At 40.1% G+C, this 25,785-nt stretch carries 22 protein-coding genes, 1 pseudogene and 1 CRISPR repeat array; of the genes and pseudogenes, 22 read left to right on the top strand and 1 reads right to left on the bottom strand.

Features of this window, described 5'->3' with window-relative positions; genetic code table 11:
* Window positions 1-259 precede the first annotated feature (259 nt).
* From cas9 (BCAMP_RS03545) to BCAMP_RS03515, 7 genes are all read left to right on the top strand, one after another.
* Window positions 260-2,518, top strand: coding sequence for a type II CRISPR RNA-guided endonuclease Cas9 (gene cas9, locus BCAMP_RS03545; RefSeq protein WP_035313733.1), 2,259 nt, complete (start codon window positions 260-262; stop codon window positions 2,516-2,518).
* Between the two features lie 4 nt (window positions 2,519-2,522).
* A complete protein-coding gene (gene cas9, locus BCAMP_RS14655; RefSeq protein WP_332248500.1) occupies window positions 2,523-4,211 on the top strand; it encodes a type II CRISPR RNA-guided endonuclease Cas9 in 1,689 nt (562 codons plus the stop codon).
* 17 nt (window positions 4,212-4,228) lie between these two features.
* Window positions 4,229-5,104 carry a type II CRISPR-associated endonuclease Cas1 gene (cas1, locus tag BCAMP_RS03535; protein WP_035313731.1) on the top strand — a complete coding sequence of 292 codons (876 nt, stop codon included), beginning with the start codon at window positions 4,229-4,231 and terminating at the stop codon, window positions 5,102-5,104.
* Window positions 5,097-5,420 carry a CRISPR-associated endonuclease Cas2 gene (cas2, locus tag BCAMP_RS03530; protein ID WP_232217904.1) on the top strand — a complete coding sequence of 108 codons (324 nt, stop codon included), beginning with the start codon at window positions 5,097-5,099 and terminating at the stop codon, window positions 5,418-5,420. The genes cas1 and cas2 overlap by 8 nt, the downstream gene beginning before the upstream one ends.
* Window positions 5,417-6,076, top strand: coding sequence for a type II-A CRISPR-associated protein Csn2 (gene csn2, locus BCAMP_RS03525; protein WP_035313730.1), 660 nt, complete (start codon window positions 5,417-5,419; stop codon window positions 6,074-6,076). Before cas2 ends, csn2 begins: the two co-directional genes overlap by 4 nt.
* Window positions 6,077-6,160: 84 nt before the next feature.
* Window positions 6,161-7,716: a CRISPR direct-repeat array (repeat unit 36 nt; unit sequence GTTTTAGAGCTGTGTTAAATTGAATGGTATTAAAAC).
* A 24-nt stretch (window positions 7,717-7,740) separates the two neighbouring features.
* Window positions 7,741-8,082 carry a PTS transporter subunit EIIC gene (locus BCAMP_RS12980; protein ID WP_198015694.1) on the top strand — a complete coding sequence of 114 codons (342 nt, stop codon included), beginning with the start codon at window positions 7,741-7,743 and terminating at the stop codon, window positions 8,080-8,082.
* Window positions 8,055-8,480: an HAD family hydrolase gene (locus tag BCAMP_RS03515; RefSeq protein ID WP_051456865.1), complete on the top strand. Its 426-nt coding sequence runs from the start codon at window positions 8,055-8,057 to the stop codon at window positions 8,478-8,480. The genes BCAMP_RS12980 and BCAMP_RS03515 overlap by 28 nt, the downstream gene beginning before the upstream one ends.
* A 53-nt stretch (window positions 8,481-8,533) precedes the next feature.
* Here BCAMP_RS03515 and BCAMP_RS03510 read toward each other — a convergent pair whose 3' ends face one another.
* On the bottom strand, window positions 8,534-9,184 hold the full coding sequence (locus BCAMP_RS03510; protein WP_035313728.1) for a FadR/GntR family transcriptional regulator: 651 nt from the start codon (window positions 9,182-9,184) through the stop codon (window positions 8,534-8,536).
* 339 nt (window positions 9,185-9,523) lie between these two features.
* Here BCAMP_RS03510 and BCAMP_RS03505 point away from each other — a divergent pair, with 339 nt between their 5' ends.
* The 15 genes and pseudogenes from BCAMP_RS03505 (at window position 9,524) to pnp (ending at window position 25,525) form a co-directional block, all read left to right on the top strand.
* Entirely contained in the window at window positions 9,524-9,877 is a 354-nt protein-coding gene (locus BCAMP_RS03505) for a hypothetical protein (protein WP_035313727.1), read from the top strand.
* Between the two features lie 18 nt (window positions 9,878-9,895).
* A complete protein-coding gene (locus BCAMP_RS03500; RefSeq protein WP_035313726.1) occupies window positions 9,896-10,108 on the top strand; it encodes a hypothetical protein in 213 nt (70 codons plus the stop codon).
* 71 nt (window positions 10,109-10,179) lie between these two features.
* Window positions 10,180-10,395 carry a hypothetical protein gene (locus tag BCAMP_RS03495; protein ID WP_035313725.1) on the top strand — a complete coding sequence of 72 codons (216 nt, stop codon included), beginning with the start codon at window positions 10,180-10,182 and terminating at the stop codon, window positions 10,393-10,395.
* Between the two features lie 436 nt (window positions 10,396-10,831).
* Window positions 10,832-15,095: pseudogene (locus BCAMP_RS03490) on the top strand (PolC-type DNA polymerase III).
* Window positions 15,096-15,455: 360 nt separating this feature from the next.
* The gene (rimP, locus tag BCAMP_RS03485) at window positions 15,456-15,911 is read left to right on the top strand and encodes a ribosome maturation factor RimP (RefSeq protein ID WP_035313724.1); all 456 of its coding nucleotides are present in this window, start codon (window positions 15,456-15,458) and stop codon (window positions 15,909-15,911) included.
* A gap of 33 nt (window positions 15,912-15,944) precedes the next feature.
* On the top strand, window positions 15,945-17,165 hold the full coding sequence (nusA, locus tag BCAMP_RS03480) for a transcription termination factor NusA (RefSeq protein WP_084038505.1): 1,221 nt from the start codon (window positions 15,945-15,947) through the stop codon (window positions 17,163-17,165).
* Between the two features lie 19 nt (window positions 17,166-17,184).
* A complete protein-coding gene (gene rnpM / locus BCAMP_RS03475) occupies window positions 17,185-17,466 on the top strand; it encodes an RNase P modulator RnpM (protein ID WP_035313723.1) in 282 nt (93 codons plus the stop codon).
* Window positions 17,456-17,638, top strand: a complete 183-nt coding sequence (locus BCAMP_RS14895) for a L7Ae/L30e/S12e/Gadd45 family ribosomal protein (RefSeq protein ID WP_332248498.1) — start codon at window positions 17,456-17,458, stop codon at window positions 17,636-17,638. The genes rnpM and BCAMP_RS14895 overlap by 11 nt, the downstream gene beginning before the upstream one ends.
* Before the next feature lie 144 nt (window positions 17,639-17,782).
* Window positions 17,783-18,112: a translation initiation factor IF-2 N-terminal domain-containing protein gene (locus BCAMP_RS03465; protein WP_035313722.1), complete on the top strand. Its 330-nt coding sequence runs from the start codon at window positions 17,783-17,785 to the stop codon at window positions 18,110-18,112.
* Between the two features lie 14 nt (window positions 18,113-18,126).
* Window positions 18,127-20,166: a translation initiation factor IF-2 gene (gene infB / locus BCAMP_RS03460; protein WP_084038503.1), complete on the top strand. Its 2,040-nt coding sequence runs from the start codon at window positions 18,127-18,129 to the stop codon at window positions 20,164-20,166.
* A 59-nt stretch (window positions 20,167-20,225) separates the two neighbouring features.
* Window positions 20,226-20,573, top strand: a complete 348-nt coding sequence (gene rbfA, locus BCAMP_RS03455) for a 30S ribosome-binding factor RbfA (RefSeq protein ID WP_035313721.1) — start codon at window positions 20,226-20,228, stop codon at window positions 20,571-20,573.
* 83 nt (window positions 20,574-20,656) lie between these two features.
* Complete coding sequence (gene truB, locus BCAMP_RS03450; RefSeq protein WP_035313720.1) at window positions 20,657-21,586, top strand: tRNA pseudouridine(55) synthase TruB; 930 nt, start codon at window positions 20,657-20,659, stop codon at window positions 21,584-21,586.
* 33 nt (window positions 21,587-21,619) lie between these two features.
* Window positions 21,620-22,564 carry a bifunctional riboflavin kinase/FAD synthetase gene (locus tag BCAMP_RS03445; RefSeq protein WP_035313719.1) on the top strand — a complete coding sequence of 315 codons (945 nt, stop codon included), beginning with the start codon at window positions 21,620-21,622 and terminating at the stop codon, window positions 22,562-22,564.
* Window positions 22,565-22,708: 144 nt separating this feature from the next.
* Complete coding sequence (gene rpsO, locus BCAMP_RS03440; protein WP_035313718.1) at window positions 22,709-22,978, top strand: 30S ribosomal protein S15; 270 nt, start codon at window positions 22,709-22,711, stop codon at window positions 22,976-22,978.
* A 435-nt stretch (window positions 22,979-23,413) separates the two neighbouring features.
* The gene (gene pnp / locus BCAMP_RS03435) at window positions 23,414-25,525 is read left to right on the top strand and encodes a polyribonucleotide nucleotidyltransferase (RefSeq protein WP_035313716.1); all 2,112 of its coding nucleotides are present in this window, start codon (window positions 23,414-23,416) and stop codon (window positions 25,523-25,525) included.
* Window positions 25,526-25,785: the final 260 nt, after the last annotated feature.

Below are 25,785 nucleotides of genomic sequence, written 5' to 3'. Positions count from 1 at the left end.
TATTTAATCAACAATATATTACATGAAAAAATGGTGACAGTAAGCGAAAGTCGCGGTATGATAAAAATGTAAGGGCTTACTAAAAAAAACGCAAAAAAAAAAGACCTGATGGCAGGTCATCTAATGAAAGACGCTAAACAAAAATGTTTATTTTAACTCGCTGTGTTAAATTGAATGGTATCAATTGAATGAATGATACAAGTTAATTGTATAACGAGGCTGACAAAATGTCAACATACTAACTGAAAGAGGGATGAAAATGACGAATGAAAACAAAAATACAGACTATAATATCGGATTGGATATTGGCGTTGCCAGTGTTGGGTGGGCAGTAACGGCTAGTAACGATAACGAGTTACTACAGGCTAAGAAAAAGAATTTATGGGGTGTGTCATTGTTCGAAGAAGGGCAAGCCGCTGCCGAACGACGTGGCTATAGAAGTACACGTCGCCGTTTACGTCATCGTAAATTCCGTTTGCAATTATTAGAAGATTTATTCGAAGCAGACATTTTACAAACAGATCCATCTTTCTTTATTCGTCTAAAAGAAGCCTTTTTATCACCTAAAGACAATCAAAAAACATATAAGGGATCGCTCCTTTTTCAAGATGAATCTTATAGTGATGTCGATTATTATCAAAAATTCCCGACTATTTATCATTTGCGCCAACATTTAATGACTACTACTGAAGCGGCAGATATCCGTGAGATTTACCTTGCATTACATCATATTATCAAATACCGAGGTCATTTTGTTTATGAACAACAAACATTTACAATGAAGGGTAGTCAAGTGGGTGATGATTTGCGAGACCTACAAGCGAAATTCCGCTTGATTGATAATTATTTGCTCGATGACGTCAATATTGCGAGTCTTTCAGCAATTTTAACAGATAATCAGCGAAATAAAAGTACTAAGGTGAGAGACTGCGTGTCGTTAACTGGAGCCATTAAAGAATCCAAGAAACGTCTCACACAGCTGTTTAATCTCATTGTTGGATTAAAAGCTAATATCGCTATCTTATTTGATAACGACAGTTTTCTTGAAGTAGGCAAAGATGTTACCATGGCTGCTGAGGACATTGATGTTAAATTAGCAGAGCTTAATGATGTATTGGATGAAGAACAGTTTAGTATCGTTGAGAAGGCGCAATACATTTATAGTAGTATTGTTTTACATGAGATTATGAAAGGCAAAAACAATGTGAGTGCAGCTAAAGTCGCTACCTATCATAAACATGCTGCCGATTTGGCAGCAGTTAAAACGCTTCTACGCCAAGACGATGTCACCATGAAAGAGCGTCAACTATTTGAAACGAGCTATGCGAATTATATCAAAAATACGAATTTAAAAGAAGATTTCTTAAAAAGAGCCAAAGGTTTACTCGAACACAATCGCTTCGCGGGAAATGATGTTGCTCAACAACTCCTCGCTGATATCGATGTAGATGACTTTATGGAAGTTCAACGTCATCGCGGCAATGGTGCGATTCCTTTTCAAGTCCATCAGCAAGAATTGTTAGCCATACTAGAAAATCAAGGCCAATTTTATCCGTTTTTACGAGAGCAAGCAGCTAACATTCAAAAGTTACTGACTTTTAGAATTCCTTATTATGTCGGTCCACTAGCGGATGAAAAAGATAGTCAATTTGCATGGATGATTCGTAAACAAGTCGGTAAAATCACACCGTTTAACTTTGAAGAAATGGTTGATATTGATGCGTCATCGGAAGCTTTCATTAAACGCATGACAAATAAATGCACCTATTTATTACACGAAGACGTCTTGCCAAAGAACTCCTTGGTTTACGCCAAATTTGAAGTTTTAAATGAGTTGAATAAAATCCGCTTAGATAATCGACCACTTGATGTTGCTTTAAAACAGCGCATTTATGAATGCCTCTTTATGCATAAGCAAAAAGTGACCCATAAACAATTAAAAAAATGGTTGGCGGAGCATGAGCATCTTACGGTAGCAACAATTCAAGGCACGCAAAAAGAAACTGAATTTGCGACATCATTAACGGCTTACCACCGTTTACAGTCTATTTTAGGTGCTGAATTTGTGAATCAGCCAGAGAATCAAGCAATGGTGGAACAAATCATCTACTGGTCAACCGTTTTTGAAGATAAAAAGATAATGCGCCGTAAGTTGGAAGCTTATCCGCAACTGACAGCAAAACAAGTGACGGAGCTGGCCAATTTACGTTTAAGAGGTTGGGGACGATTGTCACGAAAATTATTGACAGAGATTAAAGTTGCGGCACCATTAGTCGATAATGAACCACAGTCATTGCTCGCTTTATTATGGCAAACGAATGACAATTTAATGCAGGTGCTACGTCAGAAAGACTACGGTTTCCAAACGATTATTGATGAGCAATTTGAGGGAGAAACACGTGGCCTTTCGAAAGAAGTCATTGATGAATTGGCAACATCACCTGCAAATAAGAAGGCAATTTGGCAAGCCATTAAAATCGTTAAGGAACTTGAGAAAGTAAAAAAAACGACCAGCTAAAAACATCTTTATTGAATTTGCTCGTTCGGATGAACAATCAAAACGGACAAACACACGTGATAAATTCATCGAAAAAGCCTTTGCTAAACTAAAAATTGAAACAGATGCGTTTAATAAAGAGCTGTTAGCCGAATTGAGAGAGCATCGCAAAAACATCAGTCAACAACGGTTATTTCTTTATTTCATTCAAAATGGTAAATGTATGTATACGGGTGAGACATTACAGATTAACGACCTATCTTCGTATGAAGTTGACCATATATTACCGCAAAGTTATATAAAAGATAACAGTATCGAAAATTTAGCGTTGGTCAAACGGAGTGAAAACCAACGAAAGGGTGCCGACTTATTATTAGATTCCACTGTGATTACTAAAAATCGCACCCGTTGGGAACAACTGAAACGCGCTGGCTTAATTGGTGAAAAGAAATTCCGTAATTTAACACGCACTAAAATCACTGATCGAGATAAAGAAGGTTTTGTGGCACGGCAATTGGTCGAAACACGACAAATCACGAAGCATGTGACTCAGTTGTTGCAAAAAGAGTACCAAACAGATACGAAGGTTGTGGCAATTAAGGCAGGGCTAGTGAGCGATTTACGACATAAATTTAACTTTATCAAAAATCGTAATGTGAATGATTATCACCATGCGCAAGATGCTTATTTAGTAAGCTTTATCGGTACGTATATCATGTCGAAATACCCTAAATTAGAAATGGAATTTGTTTACGAAGGCTATAATAAGTACTTGGCCGATTTGCGTAAAACAACGACGAAGCCGAAATTTTCTTTCATTGTTGAAAGTTTGGCGAAACCGACATTCAATCATGAAACAGGTGAATTGTTTTGGAACCCTGAAACCGACATTGCCAAAGTGAGACGAACCCTCAATTTTAAACAATGTAATATTGTTCGAAAAGTGGAAGAACAGTCGGGGATGTTATTTAAAGAGACGATTTATCCGGCGTTAAAAGCAGCGGATAAAACGATTCCATTAAAGAAAAATTTAGGGGTATCACTCTATGGTGGTTACACAAATGTTAATTATGCCTTTTATAGTTTGATTGAATATCCTGTGAAAAATAAACAAAAGCGTCGTTTGTTAGGGATTCCGATGGCTACGAAAGTATTGATTGATACGGGTCAAACGACTTTACAAGCCTATGTGACAGATTGTATCGGTGGGCCATGTCAAATACTAAAAGAGCGGGTTTTAAAATATCAATTAATTCAAAATGACAACTGTGCCCTTTATGTGGCAGGACCGACGGAACGTCATAATGCGCGTCAATTAGTTGTTAGCGAAGCAGCGGCACAAATCATCTATCTAATAAGTGCAAAACAAGCAGCCGAAGCAAGCTTTTTGGAGCAGTACCGCAGCAGTGATTTAACCGTCGTTTTTGACGAACTGCTGTTAAAAATAACCTCTGATTTCAAGATATTCAAAAATGTCGCAGTTAAACTGACAGCGGCCGCGGAGCGATTTAACGTGTGTACCTTCAATGAAAAAGTCATCATCATCGAAGAAATCATCAAAGTAATGCGTGCGAATGCCACAAATGGTAATTTAAAACTGCTTGGTCTGACAGAGCGAGAAGGACGGTTAGGCAATGTACCAATCTCGAATAACCTGAAAATAATCAACCAGTCCATTACAGGCTTATATCAATCAATTGAGGATTTTAGTTAATCGAAAGAAGGGATGTTATGAGTTGGCGTACGGTAGTCATTACCAAGCATGTGAAGTTATCCTATAAAAACGGGTATTTAGTTATCCGAGGTGAGCAACAGCAAATGATTCATTTGTCTGAAATACATACATTGCTAATCGATTCTACACGAACAGTCATAACAGCATATTTAATTTCGGAGCTGATGAAGAAAAAGGTGAAGGTCATCTTTTGCGATGAAAAACGACAGCCTGAAAGTGAGTTGGTTCCCTATTATGGTGCCCATAACACGAGTAAGAAAATTAAAGAACAAGTTGCGTGGCCGCAAGCGGTGCAACGAGTAATCTGGACAGCTGTTATTAAAGCTAAAATTGAGCAGCAACAACTATTATTAGCACAACTAGCATTACCAGAAGCAGATAAGTTGCAGCAATACGTGCAAGATTTACAACTCTATGATGAAACAAATCGTGAGGGTCATGCGGCTAAAGTATATTTCAATGCGTTATTCGGTAAAAAATTTACGCGTGATGAGCCTGGTTCAATCAATGCAGCGTTAAATTACGGCTATACGATATTATTATCAAGTTTTAATAAAGAAATTGTGAGTCAAGGGTACTTAACACAAATAGGTTTAAAGCATACGAATCAATTTAATTTCTTCAATTTGTCATCGGATTTGATGGAGCCGTTTCGGCCGTTGGTCGATGCCTTTGTTTATCACAATCAAGCGCAAGTGTTCGATCAATCATATAAAATGGGTCTTGTGAACCTGCTGAATGACAAGGTCATCATTCAACAGCAAAGCCATTTTGTTAGTTTAGCGATTCAAATCTACTTAAAAAGCGTCTTTAAAGCGATTGAGACAGCGGATGCGAATCAAATAAAACAGCTTGTTTTCCAACATGAGTAGTTATCGCTTTATGCGACTGATTGTCTTTTTTGACCTACCGATTGAAACAACCGAAGAAAAAAGAGCCTATCGTCATTTTCGAAAATTTTTAATCCAAGAAGGCTTTATCATGGTGCAACAATCTGTTTATGCTAAGCTCGTACTAAATGGCACAGCGGCCAATTTATTGCGCAAGCGCATCAAGAAAGCTTGTCCGACGAAAGGGTTAGTGCAAGTGCTGACAGTCACTGAAAAACAATATGCTGCTATCGACTTAATGGTTGGAAAAGAGCAAGACCACGTCGTAGCTAATGAGAAACGGTTGGTGATTTTTTGAACCTTGAAATCTTCCAATTGGAACATTCGCTTGCGTTTGATGACGAAAGTGTCGTTATTCTGGCAATTGAGAATCAGCGTTTTTATCGTGAAATAATTGAGAGTTTCGTCCAAACACTTAACGACGAACCAGCTCCGATTGAAATTCAATTGTATGAAGCGGGCGAACGGCTAGTCTTAGCCAAAGAACTGCTACTCATTACCGATGTGTTTGGGTTTGACTTTAAGCAGCGCACCTTGGTTACTAAAATTTACAAACAGCTTGAAAAGCGGTATCATATAAGTAAGGAAACTGATGTTATCGATCAAAAAATAGTTGAACTAAGAAGTTTGATTACTGACCAACTAACCGAGTGTGCAATTGAATTAACAGTGGATGATGCGACGAGTCTGGCAACCATTTTTAAAATGTTTAATTTGCGCATTGATATCGAAGAAACGACGATGTTCCAACGTCTGTTAGCGATTATTGATGTAATTGCCGAATTAGTATTGGTGCGGGTACTAGTGCTAAATAACATTCGCTGTTATTTTAACGCGAACGAACTAGTTGAAATTTATAAATATGCATTGTATCACCAAGTGAAATTGTTGGTAATCGAGCCACAGTACCACCAAAAAGCACTAATGTACGAAAAAAACGTTACATATCGATGAGGATTACGTCGAATTTTGGCGGTAATACCATTCAATTTTGAATCGCGCAACGAGAACAGCAATGACAAAATCGACGCATTTGAGGTTTTAGAGCTGTGTTAAATTGAATGGTATTAAAACCACCCTCTGTGTAATCATTTGCTTGTTCGTGTTTTAGAGCTGTGTTAAATTGAATGGTATTAAAACTAAAGTTTCTAAGATGATTAAAACAGTGAAAGTTTTAGAGCTGTGTTAAATTGAATGGTATTAAAACACAGTCTTTTTGACAAAGTAGAAGACTGGGGTTTTAGAGCTGTGTTAAATTGAATGGTATTAAAACCCGTTGTCTAATCTTTTCTATATCATTGAAGGTTTTAGAGCTGTGTTAAATTGAATGGTATTAAAACTTGGAATAAAACGCGCAGGCCATTTGTTTTGTTTTAGAGCTGTGTTAAATTGAATGGTATTAAAACAATGGACGGTTACGCAAAAGGCGGTATCGTGTTTTAGAGCTGTGTTAAATTGAATGGTATTAAAACTTGTTCAAACGCGTCACCTCCGCTTTCGTGGTTTTAGAGCTGTGTTAAATTGAATGGTATTAAAACATCTTTTTTGTGTTGTTCTAATAATCGGGCGTTTTAGAGCTGTGTTAAATTGAATGGTATTAAAACAGACAGTGTAACCTTTTCAAATGGTACTAGGTTTTAGAGCTGTGTTAAATTGAATGGTATTAAAACCAGCGCCTACCAAAGAAGCGCAAAAAACAAGTTTTAGAGCTGTGTTAAATTGAATGGTATTAAAACCTATCTCTTTACCGAACATATAACCGACTTGTTTTAGAGCTGTGTTAAATTGAATGGTATTAAAACTACTTTTCTATTGCACTATGTGGTTCACTAGTTTTAGAGCTGTGTTAAATTGAATGGTATTAAAACTGCTATGTTATGGTGTATAATTAATATATAGTTTTAGAGCTGTGTTAAATTGAATGGTATTAAAACAATCGGAAAAGGTCATGGTTATGCAAACGGGTTTTAGAGCTGTGTTAAATTGAATGGTATTAAAACGACTAACGAGATAGCAGATTACATCGAGAAGTTTTAGAGCTGTGTTAAATTGAATGGTATTAAAACGTTCATTTCTATTCATTTCAACGCTGGCGGGTTTTAGAGCTGTGTTAAATTGAATGGTATTAAAACTAGCTTACTAGATAGAGAGATAGAGCAGCAGTTTTAGAGCTGTGTTAAATTGAATGGTATTAAAACCTTCTTTTATTATTTCTAGATATTTCTTTTGTTTTAGAGCTGTGTTAAATTGAATGGTATTAAAACTAAGGCTATCTGTTATGACCCTTATAACGCGTTTTAGAGCTGTGTTAAATTGAATGGTATTAAAACTTCAGAGGACGCGCCAGCGAAGGGGAACGCGTTTTAGAGCTGTGTTAAATTGAATGGTATTAAAACAATCTGATTTGATTAATGATAATGAATATGGTTTTAGAGCTGTGTTAAATTGAATGGTATTAAAACTGGTGGTTTAGGCGCTGGAACAGTAATGGAGTTTTAGAGCTGTGTTAAATTGAATGGTATTAAAACGTTAGTTAGTAAACTCAATATCAAGTTGAAGTTTTAGAGCTGTGTTAAATTGAATGGTATTAAAACACAACTTTCAAACCGCTGGTGTTCGTGTTCGGTTTAAATACGATTCCTGGTTTACTGGTATTTACGTTGTTAGCCCTTGGTTTGTGGACGTTAGGTATCCATGGTCCAAATCTATTGGCAGGAATAACAACACCAATTTTTCTAAATAATATTGCAATGAATATGGAGGCATTTCGCAGTGGTCAGCCGATTCCAAACGAAGTTGCTGATGGTTTGTGGACCTTATTTATGAATGTAGGGGGATCGGGAGCTACGATTGGTCTGGTATTGGCGATGGTATTTGCAAAAAGTAAATCGTATCGTGAACTAGGTAAATTATCGTTCCCTTCAGCCATTTTTTGTATCAATGTTATATTAATAACTTAGATGAAACAGCGGTTTTGCCAGGGGTACGCCGTATCTTAGAAACGTTAAATGAACGACAAATACCAATTGCTCTAGGTTCGGCGAGTAAAAATGCTAGTGCTATTTTGACGAAAACAGCACTACTGCCTTACTTCAATTCTATTGTCGATGGCAATATGGTTTCTGAGGCAAAACCGGATCCGGAAGTGTTTCTTAAAGGGGCGCAGTTGTTAGGAGTTGAGCCTGAATGTTGTTTAGTGTTTGAGGATTCACAGGCGGGGATAGAAGCAGCAAATAAGGCGAAAATGGTAGCCGTTTGCATTGGTCAAACGGATCAATTACAAGGAGCCGTGACAGTGTTACCTGATTTAACAATGTTTGAAGTATCTCAGTTTTTCAAGCATGATGAAATGGTTTAAAACAATGACTAACTTCACGAGAGAGGCCACTATTGGTCTCTTTTTTTAGTCAATCACATCAATTGTGAAGCTAGAGCACTGTCCCCTGCAGTAATTGCGTCGAACAGAGCTGTTTGTGCGGAGCCATCATCGGCAACAATCGTGCGGTATTTTAACATTAAGAATTGTTGCAGTTCGATAGTCGCGCGCAACTGCTCGATTGCTTCTATTAATGGCGTATAATGGGTTGCTTGAGCAAGTGACCGGTGGAAATAAAAGGCCGCTTCTAAATAATAATCATCGTTTAAACGAGTGGGGCTGTTGAGTTCAACCAACAAATTATTTAAATAGAGCCGCAGTTGTTGGATGTCAGCAGCGGTTGCTTTGAGTGCAGCAATACGAGCAGTCTCAGTTTCAAGCGTACGTCTAACGAGAAAAGAGTGCATCAAGAGGCTGTTAGAACTGAAACACTCTGTTATGTCATTATCGCCTCGCAGTGGTATTACTTTAAAGCCGACAATCATTTTACGGCCATTTGTCTGTTTTTGGAGAACACCGTTTTTGATGAGGTGCTCGATTGCTTTTCTTACAGGATGTGCGCTTACTCCAAGCGTTTGAGCAAATAACAGTTCCGCAGGTAGTAATGAACCAAGCGGAAACTTTTCTGTTAGAATACCGTTCTCAATGTAGTTTTTAACGGAATCTGTTAAGGCTGCTTTACGCATGTTATCACTCCTTGTCATATGAACTGAGCATAGCACGGCTTTTTAATTTAATCGAGTAATTAGCGAAAGCAAAGGGAGACAATTAAATGAATTTTTTTAGTGGATGAATTAATAGTTGTATATCCCAATATAACGCAATTAATTTATTTTTAAATGAAGGAAGTCGATGTGGCGGTGCAGCCACTACAGTTTGCGAGCGTTGAAGCGGTTCGTTCTCAAAGAAGGCAGTTGCACCCATCGATTGTCGTCATTAAAACGGTGTTGAATGGTTAGTCTTTTATGACTAGCTAAAGCAAATTAACTCCGTTATACTAGCGGTAAGTAGAAAGGGGGAGAGCGTTGTATTTCGATCAGAGTTTAGTATTAATTCCGTTGACTTGCCTCATGATTCTGCTCATTGTAAGTACTGCGGTATTGCTTTATTTAACAATCACAAAGAAACAACAGCGTCATTTGCGAATCATCGCTGCGCTATTGCTCGGATTAGGTCTTTTTCAATTGTTTTTTGCAACGATTATTTTTCCGGTGCTTGCAAGTGTCGTGTTACTGTCGTTGGCAATGATGTTACTGCCACTTTTTTATCGAGTGAAGTTAACGGATGTTGTGATGATACCAGTGATGGTGGTAGGATTTATCCTCTTTATCCCAGCCATCTTTCTTTTTATCGCTGGTGTTTCGTTTGTAATGAACTAAAAGATAAGGAGTGGTTAAATGCTAGGGTATCTTATCCAGGAACGTTGGCTTATGCTGCTGAGTGGTATTATCGGCTGCCTTGTTAGTATGGCGTTTTGTTATAGTGGTTGGCAGTTACGACGCAAAATAGCACCTGTTTTAGCAGTGACTATCATTGGAACAGGCTTTTTGTTCACACTCTGTGCGTTGCTATTCCTAATCATCGTTTTCTTTTTCGGTGTTAATACATAAGGGTTTGTTTTTTTTGCTTATAAGGGGATAGCAGTAAGAAGCAACAATGAGAGACATAAGGAGGCGATTTGATGGCTATTATTGAAATAATGAAGGAACGATACTTATATATCTTACTTTTCGTGGCTGCCTTCGCAGTCAGTGCCGTTATTTTATGGGGTGGATGGCGTATGCGTTTTAGCGTACCGCGAATAGTGGCGATGTTGCTCTTTTTAATTGGGCTTAGCTTGGCCATCAGCACGCTCTATTTATTACTGTACGTCATACTAGGCGATGCTACTGTCTAACTACTCATTTCAACTTTCAAACAAATAGTCGCTAGCACGACCTTTCCAATTTATACGCTGTTGAACGAGCAAATTTCACTTTCAAATGTAACCGCCATCGGACATGGTGGTTTTTTTGATGGCAAAGAAACCAATGTGATGAAAAGGAGCGCACCTTTCGAATCGTAAGTTTGGTTAATTGTTTGCCCGGTGATTTTCGAGACGACCCTTTTAAAATAAGAAAATGACCACATAAAGTTACTAAAAATAAAGAGAGAGGGCAAAACGAGCAATCTACTCATGTTTTTCAGCTGATTCTTCAGGTCGTCTGTTTGAGAATAGCTTGAAGTTTGCTATAATTAATCTTTGTAGAAGAAATATCCCAATTGGAGATGAACACATGGAAAATAACAGTCAATCCAACAAATTACACATCTTGCTTGAACAAATCGGCTTGATGGATAATGACCTCATCCGTGCAGAACTGACACACGCTTCGTTAGCAAAGGTCGTTGTGCATGAACAAAGTCAACGGTGGCAGTTTGTCATTGATATAGAAACATATTTAACTGGTACAACGTATCGCGTATTAACAGAAGCCTTAACAAATAGCTTTGAGCATATCCATTCGGCGGAGTTTAAGTTTGTTTCAAAGGCAGGCGAACTCACCAATGCGATTTTAGCTGATTACTGGCCGTTCTTTGCCAATAAAATTCGTGAGTCGTCACCGATGATTGGGCAACGTTTCGCTGATCAAGTGCCGCTCATTGCCAACAATAAAATTCAATTGGCGGCTGATAATGAGACAGAAAAATTAGTGATGACTAAAAAATTGTGGCAACGCGCTGCTGCCCTTAATGGAACAGGCGGGGATGACAGGCTATAGCTTTACGATTGAAGTTAAAGCGGTTGACCGTGAGTCAGAAGCCTTTAAACAGTTCACAGCAAACAAAGAGAAAGAAGATAAGGCAAAAGCGTTAGCGACCTTAAACGAGATGCAAAAACGTGTCGAGAATCAAGCGAAAGACAATCCTGTTCCGAGTGGCCCATTAGTTTTAGGATTGCCAATTAAGGCGAATGAAGAAATGATGACCTTGGATCAAATCGTTGATGAAGAACGAAAGGTAACTGTCCAAGGTTACATATTTGCCTCAGAAGTGCGTGAATTACGCAGTGGCCGTTCACTCGTTCAGTTTAAGATTACCGATTACCGCAGCTCAATCATCGTGAAGATGTTCTCACGAGATAAAGATGACAGCTCTATTTTTGGCGGCATCAAAAAAGGCATCTGGGTTAAAGTACGTGGCTCAGTGCAAAACGATAACTTCTCACGAGAATTAATTTTAATGGCACAAGATATTAACGAGATTAAAGTGAAGGGTCGTGAAGATACCGCTAGCGAAAAACGGGTGGAATTACATTTACACACACCAATGAGTACGATGGATGCTGTGACACCAACCGCAGATCTTGTTGCCCAGGCAGCCAAGTGGGGGCATAAGGCAATCGCGATTACCGACCATTCAGGGGCACAATCTTTCCCTGATGCGCATAGTGCTGGCAAGAAACACGGCGTTAAAATTTTATACGGCACCGAAATCAACTTAATCGATGAAGGTGTTCCGATTGCCTATAATGAAGCACCGCTCGCATTACAGACCGCTTCATATGTCGTATTTGACTTTGAAACGACGGGTTTATCAGCCGTTTACGATAAGGTAATTGAAGTCGGGGCCGTCCGCATGGTCAATGGTGAAAAAATCGACGAATTCGAGGCCTTCATTAATCCGGGGCATCCGTTAAGTGCGACCACCATTAACTTAACCGGGATTACCGATGAGATGGTTGCTGATACACCAACGGAGCTTGAAGTGTTTACCCGTTTCAAAGCATGGGCCGGTGACGATATTTTAGTGGCACATAATGCCAGCTTTGATATGGGCTTCTTAAACGCTGCCTACAAACGTCATGGCTTTGGCGAAGCGACTAATCCAGTGCTCGATACGTTAGAGTTAGCGCGTTTCTTATACCCGCAATTTAAAAACCATCGTTTAAACACGTTAACGAAACGGTTTAACATTATTTTAGAACAACATCACCGCGCCATCTTTGACTCTGAAGCAACTGCCTACCTGGCATGGAAGCTTATTAAAGACGCCGAAGAAAACCGCCAGATTACGATGCACGACCAGTTGAATCAATATGTTGGTGAAGGCGATGCTTATAAACGAGCGCGCCCCTCGCATGCGACCTTGTTAGCGACAAACGATGTCGGGTTAAAAAACCTCTTCAAAATTATTTCAGCGTCGAATCTAAATTACTTGCACCGTGTGCCTCGCGTACCACGAACACTACTTGATAAACATCGTGAAGGAATCATTGTCGGTTCAGGTTGTGACCGTGGCGAAGTGTTCATGGCAATGATGCAAAAAGGTGCGGTTGAAGCGGAAAACGCAGCGCATTATTACGATTTTATTGAAGTAATGCCACCGACTGTTTACCAACCGTTAATCGATGGTGAGATGGTGAAAGATCGTACGGAGTTACAAGACATTATTAAAAACATCGTTGCACTCGGTGAGAAATTAGAAAAAACCGTTGTAGCAACCGGAAATGTGCATTACTTGGATCCAAAAGATAAAATCTACCGTAAAATTCTCATCAACTCACAAGGGGGCGCCAACCCGCTTAACCGTAATCCATTGCCGGACGTCCAGTTCCGCACGACGAATGAGATGCTCGAAGAATTCGCGTTTATGGGCAAAGACAAGGCCTTTGAAATCGTCGTAACGAACACGAACGCCATCGCCGATCGGTGTGAAGAAATTGTCCCTGTTCGAGATAAGCTCTATACACCTAAAATCGAAGGGGCAGACGAAGAAGTGACTGAAATGAGTTACACGAATGCTCGTGCAAAATATGGCGACGAACTGCCCCAGATTATTATCGACCGTTTAGAAAAAGAATTAAAAAGTATTATCGGTCACGGTTTCGGCGTTATTTACTTGATTTCACAAAAGCTCGTAAAAAAATCAAACGATGATGGTTATATCGTAGGGTCGCGTGGCTCGGTCGGCTCGTCTTTTGTAGCGACGATGACAGGGATTACCGAAGTAAACCCCTTGCCACCACATTACGTTTGCCCCAACTGCCAACACTCTGAGTTTTTCCATGATGGTTCAGTCGGTTCTGGTTTCGACTTACCCGATAAGGCCTGTGCAAAATGTGGCACGAACTATGATAAAGACGGCCATGATATTCCGTTCGAAACCTTCTTAGGCTTTAAAGGGGATAAAGTACCCGATATCGATTTAAACTTCTCGGGTGATTACCAAGCGCAAGCTCATAACTATACGAAAGTATTATTTGGGGAAGATTACGTCTTTCGGGCAGGCACAATCGGTACCGTTGCCGAAAAAACAGCCTATGGCTTCGTAAAAGCGTATGAGCGCGATAACGACCTCCATATTCGCGGTGCAGAAACCGACCGCTTAGTGAATGGCTGTACAGGCGTGAAGCGGACAACCGGACAACATCCTGGGGGGATTATTGTTATTCCTGATTACATGGACGTTTACGATTTTTCACCGATACAATTTCCGGCGGATGACGTTAACTCAGAATGGCGTACCACCCATTTTGATTTTCATTCGATTCACGATAACGTCTTAAAACTCGATATTTTAGGACACGATGATCCGACAATGATTCGGATGTTACAAGATTTAAGCGGCATTTCACCAGCCGATATTCCGACGGATGATCCTGATGTGTTCGCCTTATTCTCAGGCACGACATCATTAGGCGTTACGCCAGAAGACATCAACTCCAAGACAGGCACGCTCGGTGTACCCGAGTTCGGCACGCGATTCGTTCGACAAATGCTCGAACAAACGAATCCAAGTACCTTTAGTGAATTGCTCCAAATCTCTGGTCTATCACACGGAACCGACGTTTGGTTAGGCAATGCTGAGGAATTAATTAAGTCAGGACAATCTGTCTTGTCTGAAGTAATCGGTTGTCGTGATGATATTATGGTCGGCTTAATCTACATGGGTGTCGAAGAATCATTAGCCTTTAAAATCATGGAATCAGTGCGTAAAGGAAAAGGCGTTCCTGAAGAATGGGAAGCGGCCATGCGCGCTGAAAACGTACCGGATTGGTACATCGATTCGTGTAAAAAAATCAAGTACATGTTCCCGAAAGCCCATGCCGCAGCCTATGTCTTGAACGCGGTACGCATTGCCTACTTTAAAGTCCATCATCCATTGTTTTATTATGCGACATACTTTACCGTTCGCGCAGATGACTTTGATTTAATTGCAATGGTCAACGGCAAGCAAGCCATCATGGCGAGCATGAAAAATATTACCGATAAAGGCATGGAAGCATCAACGAAAGAGAAGAACCTCTTAACCGTGCTAGAGTTAGCCAATGAAATGGTCGCGCGTGGTCTTAAATTCCAAAAAGTCGATTTATACAAGTCGAGCGCAGATGAGTTTATCATCGAAGGCGATTCACTGATTCCGCCGTTCAACTCGATTCCTGGGCTAGGAACAAACGTGGCGAAACAACTTGAAGCGGCTCGTGATAATGGCATCTTCTTATCGAAGGAAGATGTGAAACAACGCGGAAAAGTATCGCAAACGATTATTGATTACATGAGCGATATGGGTTGTTTAGACGGCTTGCCAGATGAAAATCAGTTGTCATTATTTTAAGGGATAACAAGCATAAACGACATTTCTACGTCAATTCAGTCAAACGAATTGATGTGGGAGTGTTTTTTTGATGAAAGCAGAAGCGGTCGTGGCCTAATTAATTAGGCGCTAAAAACACAGCCATTAGCAAAACAGATAAAGAAGCTACTGAAAGCGATTGATTGGAAATGATGATAAAACGCAGAAGACGTGCTTGATTAACGGCTAATAGTTGCAAGAACGGTGCTTTTATGCTATATTTAGTATGTAAAGTTTAGATAGTTGTCAGCGGAGAGTGGGTATATGCCCACTCTTTCGTTTTGACATCAGCATGAAGTGGCAATCAGTCACTGTGCTGTAAACAGAGGTTAGGAGGTCGAAATGAGTAAAATTACAGAGCAAATTACAGCGATTGCAGAGCCAATTGTGGAAGGCCTTAATGTTGAATTAGTCGATATTGAGTTCTTAAAAGAAGGTGCCAACTGGTTCCTCCGTATTTATGTGGATACTGAAGCAGGTATTGATATTTCAGAATGTGCTGCAGTCAGCCGCGAAATTAGCGCGAAATTGGATGAGTTAGATCCGATTGAACAAAACTATTTCCTTGAAGTGTCATCTCCAGGAGCAGAACGACCATTGAAGAAAAAACGTGATTTTGAACGTGCCATCGGTCAATTCATTAACGTAAAATTGTACGAACCGTTCGAAGACAGTAAGGAACATGAAGGTACATTAAAAGCATACGATGGCGAATCAATCACAGTCACAATCGCCGATAAAGATTTGACATTCGACATTAAAAAAATTGCTATGGTACGTTTAGCAATTCAATTTTAACGAGTCAGCTAATTAAATAAGGGAGTGAACGAAATGGGTACAGAATTATTAGATGCTCTAACAGTTTTAGAGAGCGAAAAAGGGATTGAAAAAGATTTTATTATTGAAGCATTAGAGGCAGCACTTGAATCAGCTTACAAACGTAACTTTGATCAAGCGCAAAACGTTCGTGTGGACATTAACCAAACAACAGGTTCAATGCATGTTTACGCGCAAAAAGAAGTAGTGGATGAAATTCTTGATTCACGCCTTGAAATTACGCTTGAACAAGCACACGAATATAACTCGGCTTTTGCAGTTGGCGATACAGTTGAAATCGAAGTGACACCACGTGACTTTGGTCGTGTAGCGGCACAAACTGCGAAACAAGTTGTGACACAACGTGTTCGTGAAGCTGAACGTGGCATTATTTACAACGAATTCATCGATCGTGAAGATGACATTATGACAGGTATCGTAGAACGTCAAGATTCTCGTTTCATCTATGTGAACCTTGGTAAAGTAGAAGCGATTCTTTCGAAAAATGAGCAAATGCCGAATGAGCGTTACCACGCACATGACCGTATTAAAGTTTACATTACGAAAGTTGAAAAAACATCAAAAGGCCCACAAATCTATGTGTCACGTACACATCCCGGTTTGTTAAAACGCCTCTTTGAAATTGAAGTGCCTGAAATTTATGATGGCTTAGTTGAAATTAAATCGGTTTCACGTGAAGCTGGCGACCGTTCTAAAATCTCGGTCTTTTCATCAGATCCTGAAATCGATGCAGTTGGTTCATGTGTTGGGACAAAAGGGCAACGTGTCCAAGCAATTGTTGATGAATTAAAAGGCGAAAAAATCGACATCGTTGAATGGTCTGAAAACCCAGTTGAATTTGTTTCTAATGCATTGAGCCCAGCTCAAGTTGTAAACGTCACTGTCGATCCAACAAACCAATCAACAACTGTTGTTGTGCCTGATTACCAACTATCATTAGCAATCGGTAAACGTGGTCAAAATGCCCGTCTTGCTGCTAAATTAACAGGTTGGAAAATCGACATTAAAAACGAAACAAACGCTGCTGAATTAGGTATCTTCCCATTCGTTGAAGGCGCTCAAGCCGACAAAGAAGCAGAAGCTGCACCTGTTGAGGTCGAAACAGTGACAGCTGAAGTTACGGCTGAACCAGTTGTCACAGAAGAAGTTGTTGAAGAAGTTACAGCTCCAACTTTTGTTGTTGATATCGAACCGGCTGCTAACACAGAAGAATAATTCAGACGGAGGTGAGATCATGGTGAAAAAAATACCGCTACGTAAGTGTATCGTCACCAATGAACGGATGCCTAAAGCAGAATTGCTTAGAATGACCTATTCTAAAGAAGGTGAAATCGCGATTGATCCCGCAGGTAAACTGCCGGGTCGTGGCGCTTATATAACTAAGTCTGTTGACATCGCTAAAAAGGCGAAGAAACGCAATAGCTTAGGCACTGCATTTAATGCAAAAAATGACTTTCATTCATTTTACGATGAAGTGATTGCTTATTTGGAAAATGAGGTTAACAATGCAAACTAGTGATAACGTATTATCTACACTTGGAATGGCAATGCGTGCAGGAATGATTACTGCAGGTGAAGAATTTGTAATTGCAGATGCGCGAAAATCAAAAGCAAAATTAGTCATTATCGCAACAGATGCTTCTGAACGAACACAAAAAAAAATTGATCGACAAATGTACTTTTTATGAAACACCCTATGTGATTTACGGCTCTCGTGAAGATCTCGGTGCGGCAATTGGTAAATTTGATCGGGTTGTTCTTGGCGTGCTCAGTGGCGGATTTGCGAAGAAAATACGTTCATTACTGTCTGACAAATAACGGAGGTGCTCGATATGGCGAAAATCAGAATTCATGAATACGCGAAAAAAAGACGAGTTACAAATAAGTTAGTAATCGACGAATTGAATGCAATGGGAATTCCTGTTACAAACAACATGTCGCTGTTAGATGAAGAAGTAGTGAAACAATTAGATACAAAAAAATTCAGCGGTGTCAAAGCACCGGCTAAAAAAGCGGTCGTTAAACCAACTGAAAAAAAGGCGAAACCCGTTGCTAAAACAACGAAACCAGCCGCAACAAAACAAAATAAAGCTCAGTCAAAAGAGTTAGATAAGGTGGAAACTATAACGGATACTAAAAAAAACGAAACCAGCAACGTCTAAGCCAGCTACTAAAGCTGCATCGCCAAAAAAAAGCTGATGTTAAAACGAACAAACCTGCTGCTAAGCCAGCAGCTAAAAAAGTGGAGGCGAAACCTGCTACTAAACCAGCAGCAAGTGCTGCCAGTGTTGCAGCCGCAGCTTCTAAACCAACAGGGGGCGGAAACAACCGCGGAGGTAACAGCCGTTACCAACCAGCGAACCGTTTCAACAACCGTCGTCGTCGTAAACCAAAACAATCAGCAAGTCAAATTGCTGCGCAAAAACAAAAGATGTTAGTACCACTTCCTAAAAAAATCATGATTGACGAAACAATGACAGTCAGTGAATTAGCGAAAGCATTAGGTCGTGAAGCGTCTGAAGTTCTTAAAAAATTATTTATGCTTGGTGTCGTTGCGACAATCAACCAATCATTAGAAAAAGATGCCGTTGAACTTATTTGTAATGAATATGGCGTTGCCGTTGAAGATGAAGTGAAAGTGGATACTGCTGACTTAAACTTATACTTCGAAGATGATACAAAACCAGAAGACTTAACTGAACGTGCGGCTGTTGTTACTATTATGGGTCACGTCGATCACGGTAAAACAACCTTGCTTGACAACTTACGTAACTCTAAAGTAACTGACGGTGAAGCCGGCGGAATTACACAGCATATCGGTGCTTACCAACTTGAATTAGAAGGTAAAAAAATCACTTTCCTTGATACACCAGGACATGCCGCGTTTACAACAATGCGTGCGCGTGGGGCTTCGATTACCGATATTACAATCTTAGTTGTTGCTGCTGATGATGGTGTTATGCCACAAACAATCGAAGCAATTAACCATGCAAAAGCGGCTGATGTGCCAATTATTGTAGCGGTTAATAAAATCGATAAACCAGATGCAAACCCAGATAACGTTATGCAATCATTAACTGAATATGGTTTAGTACCTGAAGCTTGGGGTGGCGATACTATCTTCGTACCAATCTCAGCTAAATTCGGTAAAAACTTAGACGAATTGCTTGAAATGATCTTATTAGTTGCTGAAGTACAAGAATTACGCGCAAACGATCAACGTACAGCAATCGGTTCTGTGATTGAAGCGCGTCTTGATAAGAGCCGTGGTCCAATCGCAACCTTATTAGTACAAGATGGTACGTTAAACGTTACTGACTCAATCGTTGTTGGTAATACTTACGGCCGTGTTCGTACAATGGTTAACGATTTAGGTCGTCGTGTTAAAACAGCCGGTCCATCAACTCCAGTTGAAATTACTGGTTTAAACACAGTGCCACAAGCAGGTGACCACTTCGTTGTGTTCGCTGACGAGAAACAAGCTCGTGCTGTAGGTGAAGCGCGTGAATCACGTGCTGTTGTTGAACACCGTCGTTCAATTAACCGTGTAAGTCTAGATAACTTATTCGAACAAATGAAAGAAGGCGAAATGAAAAACGTTAATGTTATCATTAAAGCCGATGTTCAAGGATCAGCTGAAGCATTAGCTGCCTCATTACGTAAGATTGATGTCGAAGGCGTTCGCGTTGACATTATCCATACAGCTGTAGGTGCGATTAATGAGTCAGATGTAACACTTGCGGCTGCATCAAACGCAATCGTTATCGGATTCAACGTTCGTCCGACACCACAAGCGCTTGAAGCATCAACAATTGAAAAAGTAGATATCCGTTTACACAACATTATCTATAACGCAATTGATGAAATTGAATCAGCGATGACTGGTATGTTAGACCCTGTCTTTGAAGAAAAAGTAATCGGTAAAGCGATTATCCGTCAAACATATGCTGTTTCTAAAATCGGTACAATTGCCGGAACATATGTGACAGAAGGTAAAATCACACGTAAGAGCCAAATTCGTGTTATCCGTAACGGTATTGTTGTCTTTGATGGCTTACTTGCTTCATTACAACGCTTTAAAGATGATGCTAAAGAAGTTACAATGGGCTTTGAATGTGGTGTTACATTAGAAAACTACAACGATATGCAAGAAGAAGATATTCTTGAAGCATACATCATGGAAGAAATTAAACCTAAATCAAAAGGTAAAAAATAAGTAAATGATGCGCAGTCCCTCTTGGTTGAGGGGCCTCGCATGATTATGAGGTGACTAATATGAGTAATTTACGTGCTGAACGCGTAGGTGATCAAATGCAAAAAGAGTTAGGTCAAATTATTAGCCAAAAGCTAAAAAATCCTAACCTCGGCTTTGTAACGGTGACAGATGTCCGTGTCACAGGTGATTTATCACAAGCGAATGTCTATGTATCAATCATGGGCTCAGACAAAACAAAAGAAAAAAGTATGCTTGCCTTAGAAAAATCAAAAGGTTTTATTCGAAATGAAATCGCCAAACGTATTCGTTTACGGATTGTGCCTGAACTCTTTTTCGAAATTGATGCTTCGGTTGAATATGGGAACCATATTGATGATTTATTACGTAGTTTAAATCAAAAAGACTAGACATCAGTGTCTAATAATAGTGAAAACGCTTGTCAAACGTAGGTTTATCGACGTATGCGAGCGTTTTTTTTTAGGAGGAGAATATGAACGGTATATTAGCATTATGGAAACCAGCTGGCATTACATCGCATGATTGTGTCTATAAACTCCGCAAAATTCTAGGCACAAAAAAGGTTGGTCATACGGGAACGCTTGATCCAGCTGTTACAGGTGTGTTGCCAATTATGATTGGTAAGGCGACCAAGCTGTCAGAATATATGACGGCAACTGGTAAAATGTACGAAGCTGTTATTTGCCTTGGCTCAACAACAACAACAGAGGATGCCACAGGCGAGGTTGTTGAAACAAAAGCACTCGTTGGTGACATCAGTCCAGTCGAAATTGAAGCTGCGTTGGCGGCATTAACTGGCGAAATCACGCAAATACCACCGCTTTATTCAGCGGTTAAGGTCAATGGACGTAAATTGTATGAGTATGCCCGACTCGGTCTTGAAGTTGAACGACCAGAACGTCAGGTAACGATACATGCGTTGGAACGACTCGATGAAGGTGTCGTTAATGCGGCCAATCCGAGCTTTAAAATTCGGATAGACTGTTCAAAAGGCACATACGTACGGACGTTGGCTGTGATGTTAGGCGAATTGCTTGGTTATCCTGCCCATATGGAAGACTTGGTCCGCACAATGAGTGGGACGTTTACACGCAAAGACTGTATCACGTTAGAGGAATTAAATGAATGGAAAGCAACTGGCGAGCCAGCAGACTTTTTATATGATATGATGTTAGCGGTTAAAGATTTAACACAGATTCATCTTTCAGACGAGGCACATTTAACTGTTAAACACGGCGGTTCATTAACGGCTGAACAGGTGCAAGAACAACCGGGCGATACAACGACCTTGCGTGCGTTGATTCATCATGACGTGCTTGTGGCGGTTTATAAACCACATCCAACGAAAGAGGGCATGTGGAAGCCTGAAAAGATGATTTTAAAAACAAACGGCTCAATTTAATTATTTTGACGTAAAATGAGAGGAATGACAGTAGTGGAAATTATTCGTTTGCACCATCCCTTGGCTGCTGAGTTACGTTCGACAGAGCCAATCGTATTAGCCTTAGGCTTTTTTGACGGTGTTCACCGTGGGCATCAAGCCGTTATTAAAAGGGCCGTTGTAGAAGCAAAGAAACGCGGCGTTAAATGTGCGGTGATGACCTTCGATCCGCATCCATCAATGGTTTTAAGCAAGGTGAAAAAAACAGTGAAGTACTTAACACCCTTGGCTGAAAAAGGCGATGAAATTGCCAAACTTGGCGTTGATACCTTATATGTGACGCGTTTTACATCTCACTTTTCAAGTTTAGCACCGGCCGACTTTGTTGAAGACTATATCGTCGGTTTAGGGGCTGTTCATGTTGTGGCTGGCTTCGATTACTCGTATGGTAAATTTGGTGCTGGCAAAATGGAAACTTTACCAGACTTCGCCAAAGGTCGTTTCGAGGTGACGACGGTTGGTAAGTTAAGTGATTTAAACGATAAGGTTAGCTCAACTGTAATTCGTCGCTATTTAGGCGAAGGTGATATGGCTGCAGTCAATCAATTATTAGGCCGGCCGTACGAAACACGAGGTACGATTATTCATGGTGATAAACGGGGGCGCACCATCGGTTTCCCGACCGCTAATATTTTAACCGAACACAATATGATGTTGCCACCGATTGGAATTTATGCGACTCGGATTACGGTCAACGGACAAACGTATGATAGTATGACGAGCGTCGGCTATAACATTACCTTTAAAGATGAAAAAATCTTGTCGACCGAAGTGTATATTCTTGATTTTAACGATCAAATTTATGGAGAAGAAGTCGTGATAGAATGGCATCATTATTTCCGTCCTGAACTGAAGTTCACAGGAATTGAAGGCTTAGTGGCGCAATTAAAAGAAGACGAAACCAATACACGTGCTTTTTTTGCGAAAAAGAACAACTAATTTAACGCAAATGGTTGATTTAACAGCCGAAATTGTGTATAGTTACTATTGTACCTTGCGTACTAACCTTTACTTGGCTTGTCGACTTTCACCAGCGCTTGCTCAGTATTTGGGGCTATTAATTAATTTGGAGGTGAAAAGAAAATGGCTATCTCAAAACAAGAAAAAGCTGAAATCATCAAAGCATACGCAGTACACGAAGGTGACACTGGTTCTCCAGAAGTTCAAATCGCTGTATTGACTGCTGATATCAACTCTTTAAACGGTCACTTAAAAGAACACAAAAAAGATTACCATTCTCAACGTGGTTTAATGAAAATGATCGGTCGCCGTCGTAACTTATTGACTTACTTACGTAACAATGATGTTCCTCGCTACCGTGAATTAATCCAACGTTTAGGATTACGTCGTTAATATTAACGACTGTATTAATGCGGGAGCGAACCTCCCGCATTTTTATTTGATTAAGAACAGACTGATACGTCGATTATGAATCCAAAAAAGTGCTTAAAAGAACGAATCGCATAATAAAAAAAGTGTGTGCTACTGACCTGTAAGATGAATAGGGGACAGTTAGCTCTGTTTTTTAATGCTCTGAACGAGTTGCTTTCGCTTTTAATTATCTCGTTCAATCAACCAGAAACTTACACCTTTCAGAAAAAGGCTTGCGACGGTAGATAATCGCTCACATTTTTCTTCCAAGCTGTTTGTTTCTATCGGTTGCTTTCGCTTTTAATTACTTTTTTGGATGATGGTGCATAACCATTTTATTATAATCCGTACAGGACTGTGACATCACTAACACTAGGCTCTAACGTCTATTGTTTACTTTGGAAGGGGACTATTTTAATGACAGAAAAACAAGTATTTGAAACAACTCTGGGTGGTAAACCCTTCATTATCGAAACAGGCCAATTAGCTAAACAAGCAAGCGGTGCAGCGTTTATTCGTTATGGCGACACTGTCGTTTTAACAGCATCAGTTGGTTCTAAAAATCCGAAACCATATGATTTTTTCCCGTTAACAGTTAACTACGAAGAAAAAATGTATGCTGTTGGTAAAATTCCTGGTGGTTTCATCAAACGTGAAGGTCGTCCAAGTGAGCACGCTACTTTAACAGCGCGTTTGATTGACCGTCCCATTCGTCCATTATTTGCCGATGGATTCCGAAACGATGTTCAAATTACAAACACTGTAATGAGCGTTGAACAAGATTGTGCACCAGATATTGCTGCGATGATAGGTTCTTCAATCTCATTATGTATTTCTGACATTCCATTCGATGGCCCAATTGCGGGTGTACATGTCGGCCGCGTGAACGGTGAGTACATTATTAACCCCTCTGTTGAGCAGAAACAACTGAGTGACATTGAATTAACGGTTGCCGGTACAAAAGATGCTATTAACATGGTTGAAGCTGGTGCTAAAGAAGTGGATGAGGAAGCAATGTTAGGCGCGATCATGTTTGGTCACGAAGAAATCATTCGCTTAGTTGCATTCCAAGAAGAAATTGTTGCCAAAGTAGGGAAAGAAAAACGTGAAATCGAGCTCTTCGTTCCTAACGCTGACTACGTTGCTGAAGTTAAGGCTGACTACGAAGCTAAAATGAAAGCTGCGATTAAAACGGAAGAGAAAAAAGCGCGTGAAGCTGCGATTGATGACGTGAAAGCTGAAGCGATTGCTTTCTATGAAGAAAAATATGCAGCTGAAACTGAATTAGCTGACATCATTGCCGAATTCAAGAGCATTTTAGGGAATCTTGAAAAAGATGAGATGCGTCGTTTAATCTCAATCGATAAAATCCGTCCTGATGGCCGTAAAGTCGATGAAATTCGTCCGTTAGCATCAGAAGTTGGTATTTTACCACGTACACACGGTTCAGGTCTCTTTACACGTGGACAAACACAAGCATTATCAGTTGCAACCTTAGGACCTTTACGTGAACACCAAATCATTGATGGATTAGGTGAGGAAGAAACAAAACGTTACATGCACCATTATAACTTCCCACAATTCTCTGTTGGTGAAACGGGTCCAAAACGTGCGCCAGGTCGTCGTGAAATTGGTCACGGGGCTTTAGGTGAACGTGCCTTGTTCCAAGTTTTACCAAGTGAAGAAGAATTCCCTTACACAATCCGTGTTGTGTCTGAAGTATTAGAGTCAAATGGTTCGAGTTCACAAGCAAGTATTTGTGGTTCAACCCTTGCCTTAATGGATGCGGGTGTGCCGATTAAAGCACCAGTCGCTGGGATTGCAATGGGCTTAGTTAAAGTGGGCGATGATTATACCATTTTATCTGATATCCAAGGCATGGAAGATCATTTTGGCGATATGGACTTTAAAGTAGCAGGTACTTATAAAGGGATCACAGCCTTACAAATGGATATTAAAGTGGATGGCTTAAGCCGTCAAATCTTAGAAGAAGCTCTTGCTCAAGCAAAAGCAGGTCGCGAGCATATCTTAGATCACTTAATTACAACGATTTCTGAAACACGTCCTGAGTTAAGTGCTTACGCACCTAAAATTGTGACAATGCAAATTAAACCAGCTAAAATTAAAGATGTTATTGGACCTGGTGGAAAACAAATCAACAAAATCATCGAAGAAACAGGCGTTAAAATCGATATCGAGCAAGACGGTACCGTTTACATCGCATCGCTTGATCAAGCCATGATTTCAAAAGCGAAAGAAATCATCGGTGATATCGTTCGTGTTGCTGAAGTAGGCGCCTCTTACTTAGGTAAAGTCCGTCGAATTGAAAAATTCGGTGCGTTTATCGAAATCTTTAAAGGAACTGACGGTTTAGCACATATTTCTGAGCTTGCTCATGAACGTGTTGCCAACGTCGAAGATGTCTTGAAAATGGATCAAGAAATCATGGTTAAAGTCATCGCGGTTGACGAAAAAGGCCGTGTGAATTTATCAATTAAAGCGTTGTTAGATAAACCAGAAAAGAAATAAACACGTTACGTTCACGCAAGTGAACGCTGACGACTGAGCATTGTGTTGATCAAAGCCTCAAGTCTCTGAATTTTAATGGCTCTATGTCAAATAGTGTTGTTATTCAAAATTTAGTAAAATAAGTCATTTTTTGCAGCTACCTTTTTTTGGTAGCTGCTTTTTTTTGTAGTCATTCCTAATGTGAAGGACGCTTTCTGCGGGTGACGCTTCATCCTCCGCGCTCCGCTGTGGGGTATTCAGCTGCCACTTTTCCCGCTAGA

The organism is Brochothrix campestris FSL F6-1037 (assembly GCF_000525915.1).
Taxonomy (GTDB): domain Bacteria; phylum Bacillota; class Bacilli; order Lactobacillales; family Listeriaceae; genus Brochothrix; species Brochothrix campestris.
Note: the sequence above shows the minus strand (reverse complement) of the source record. Positions and strands in the feature narration are given on the sequence as shown.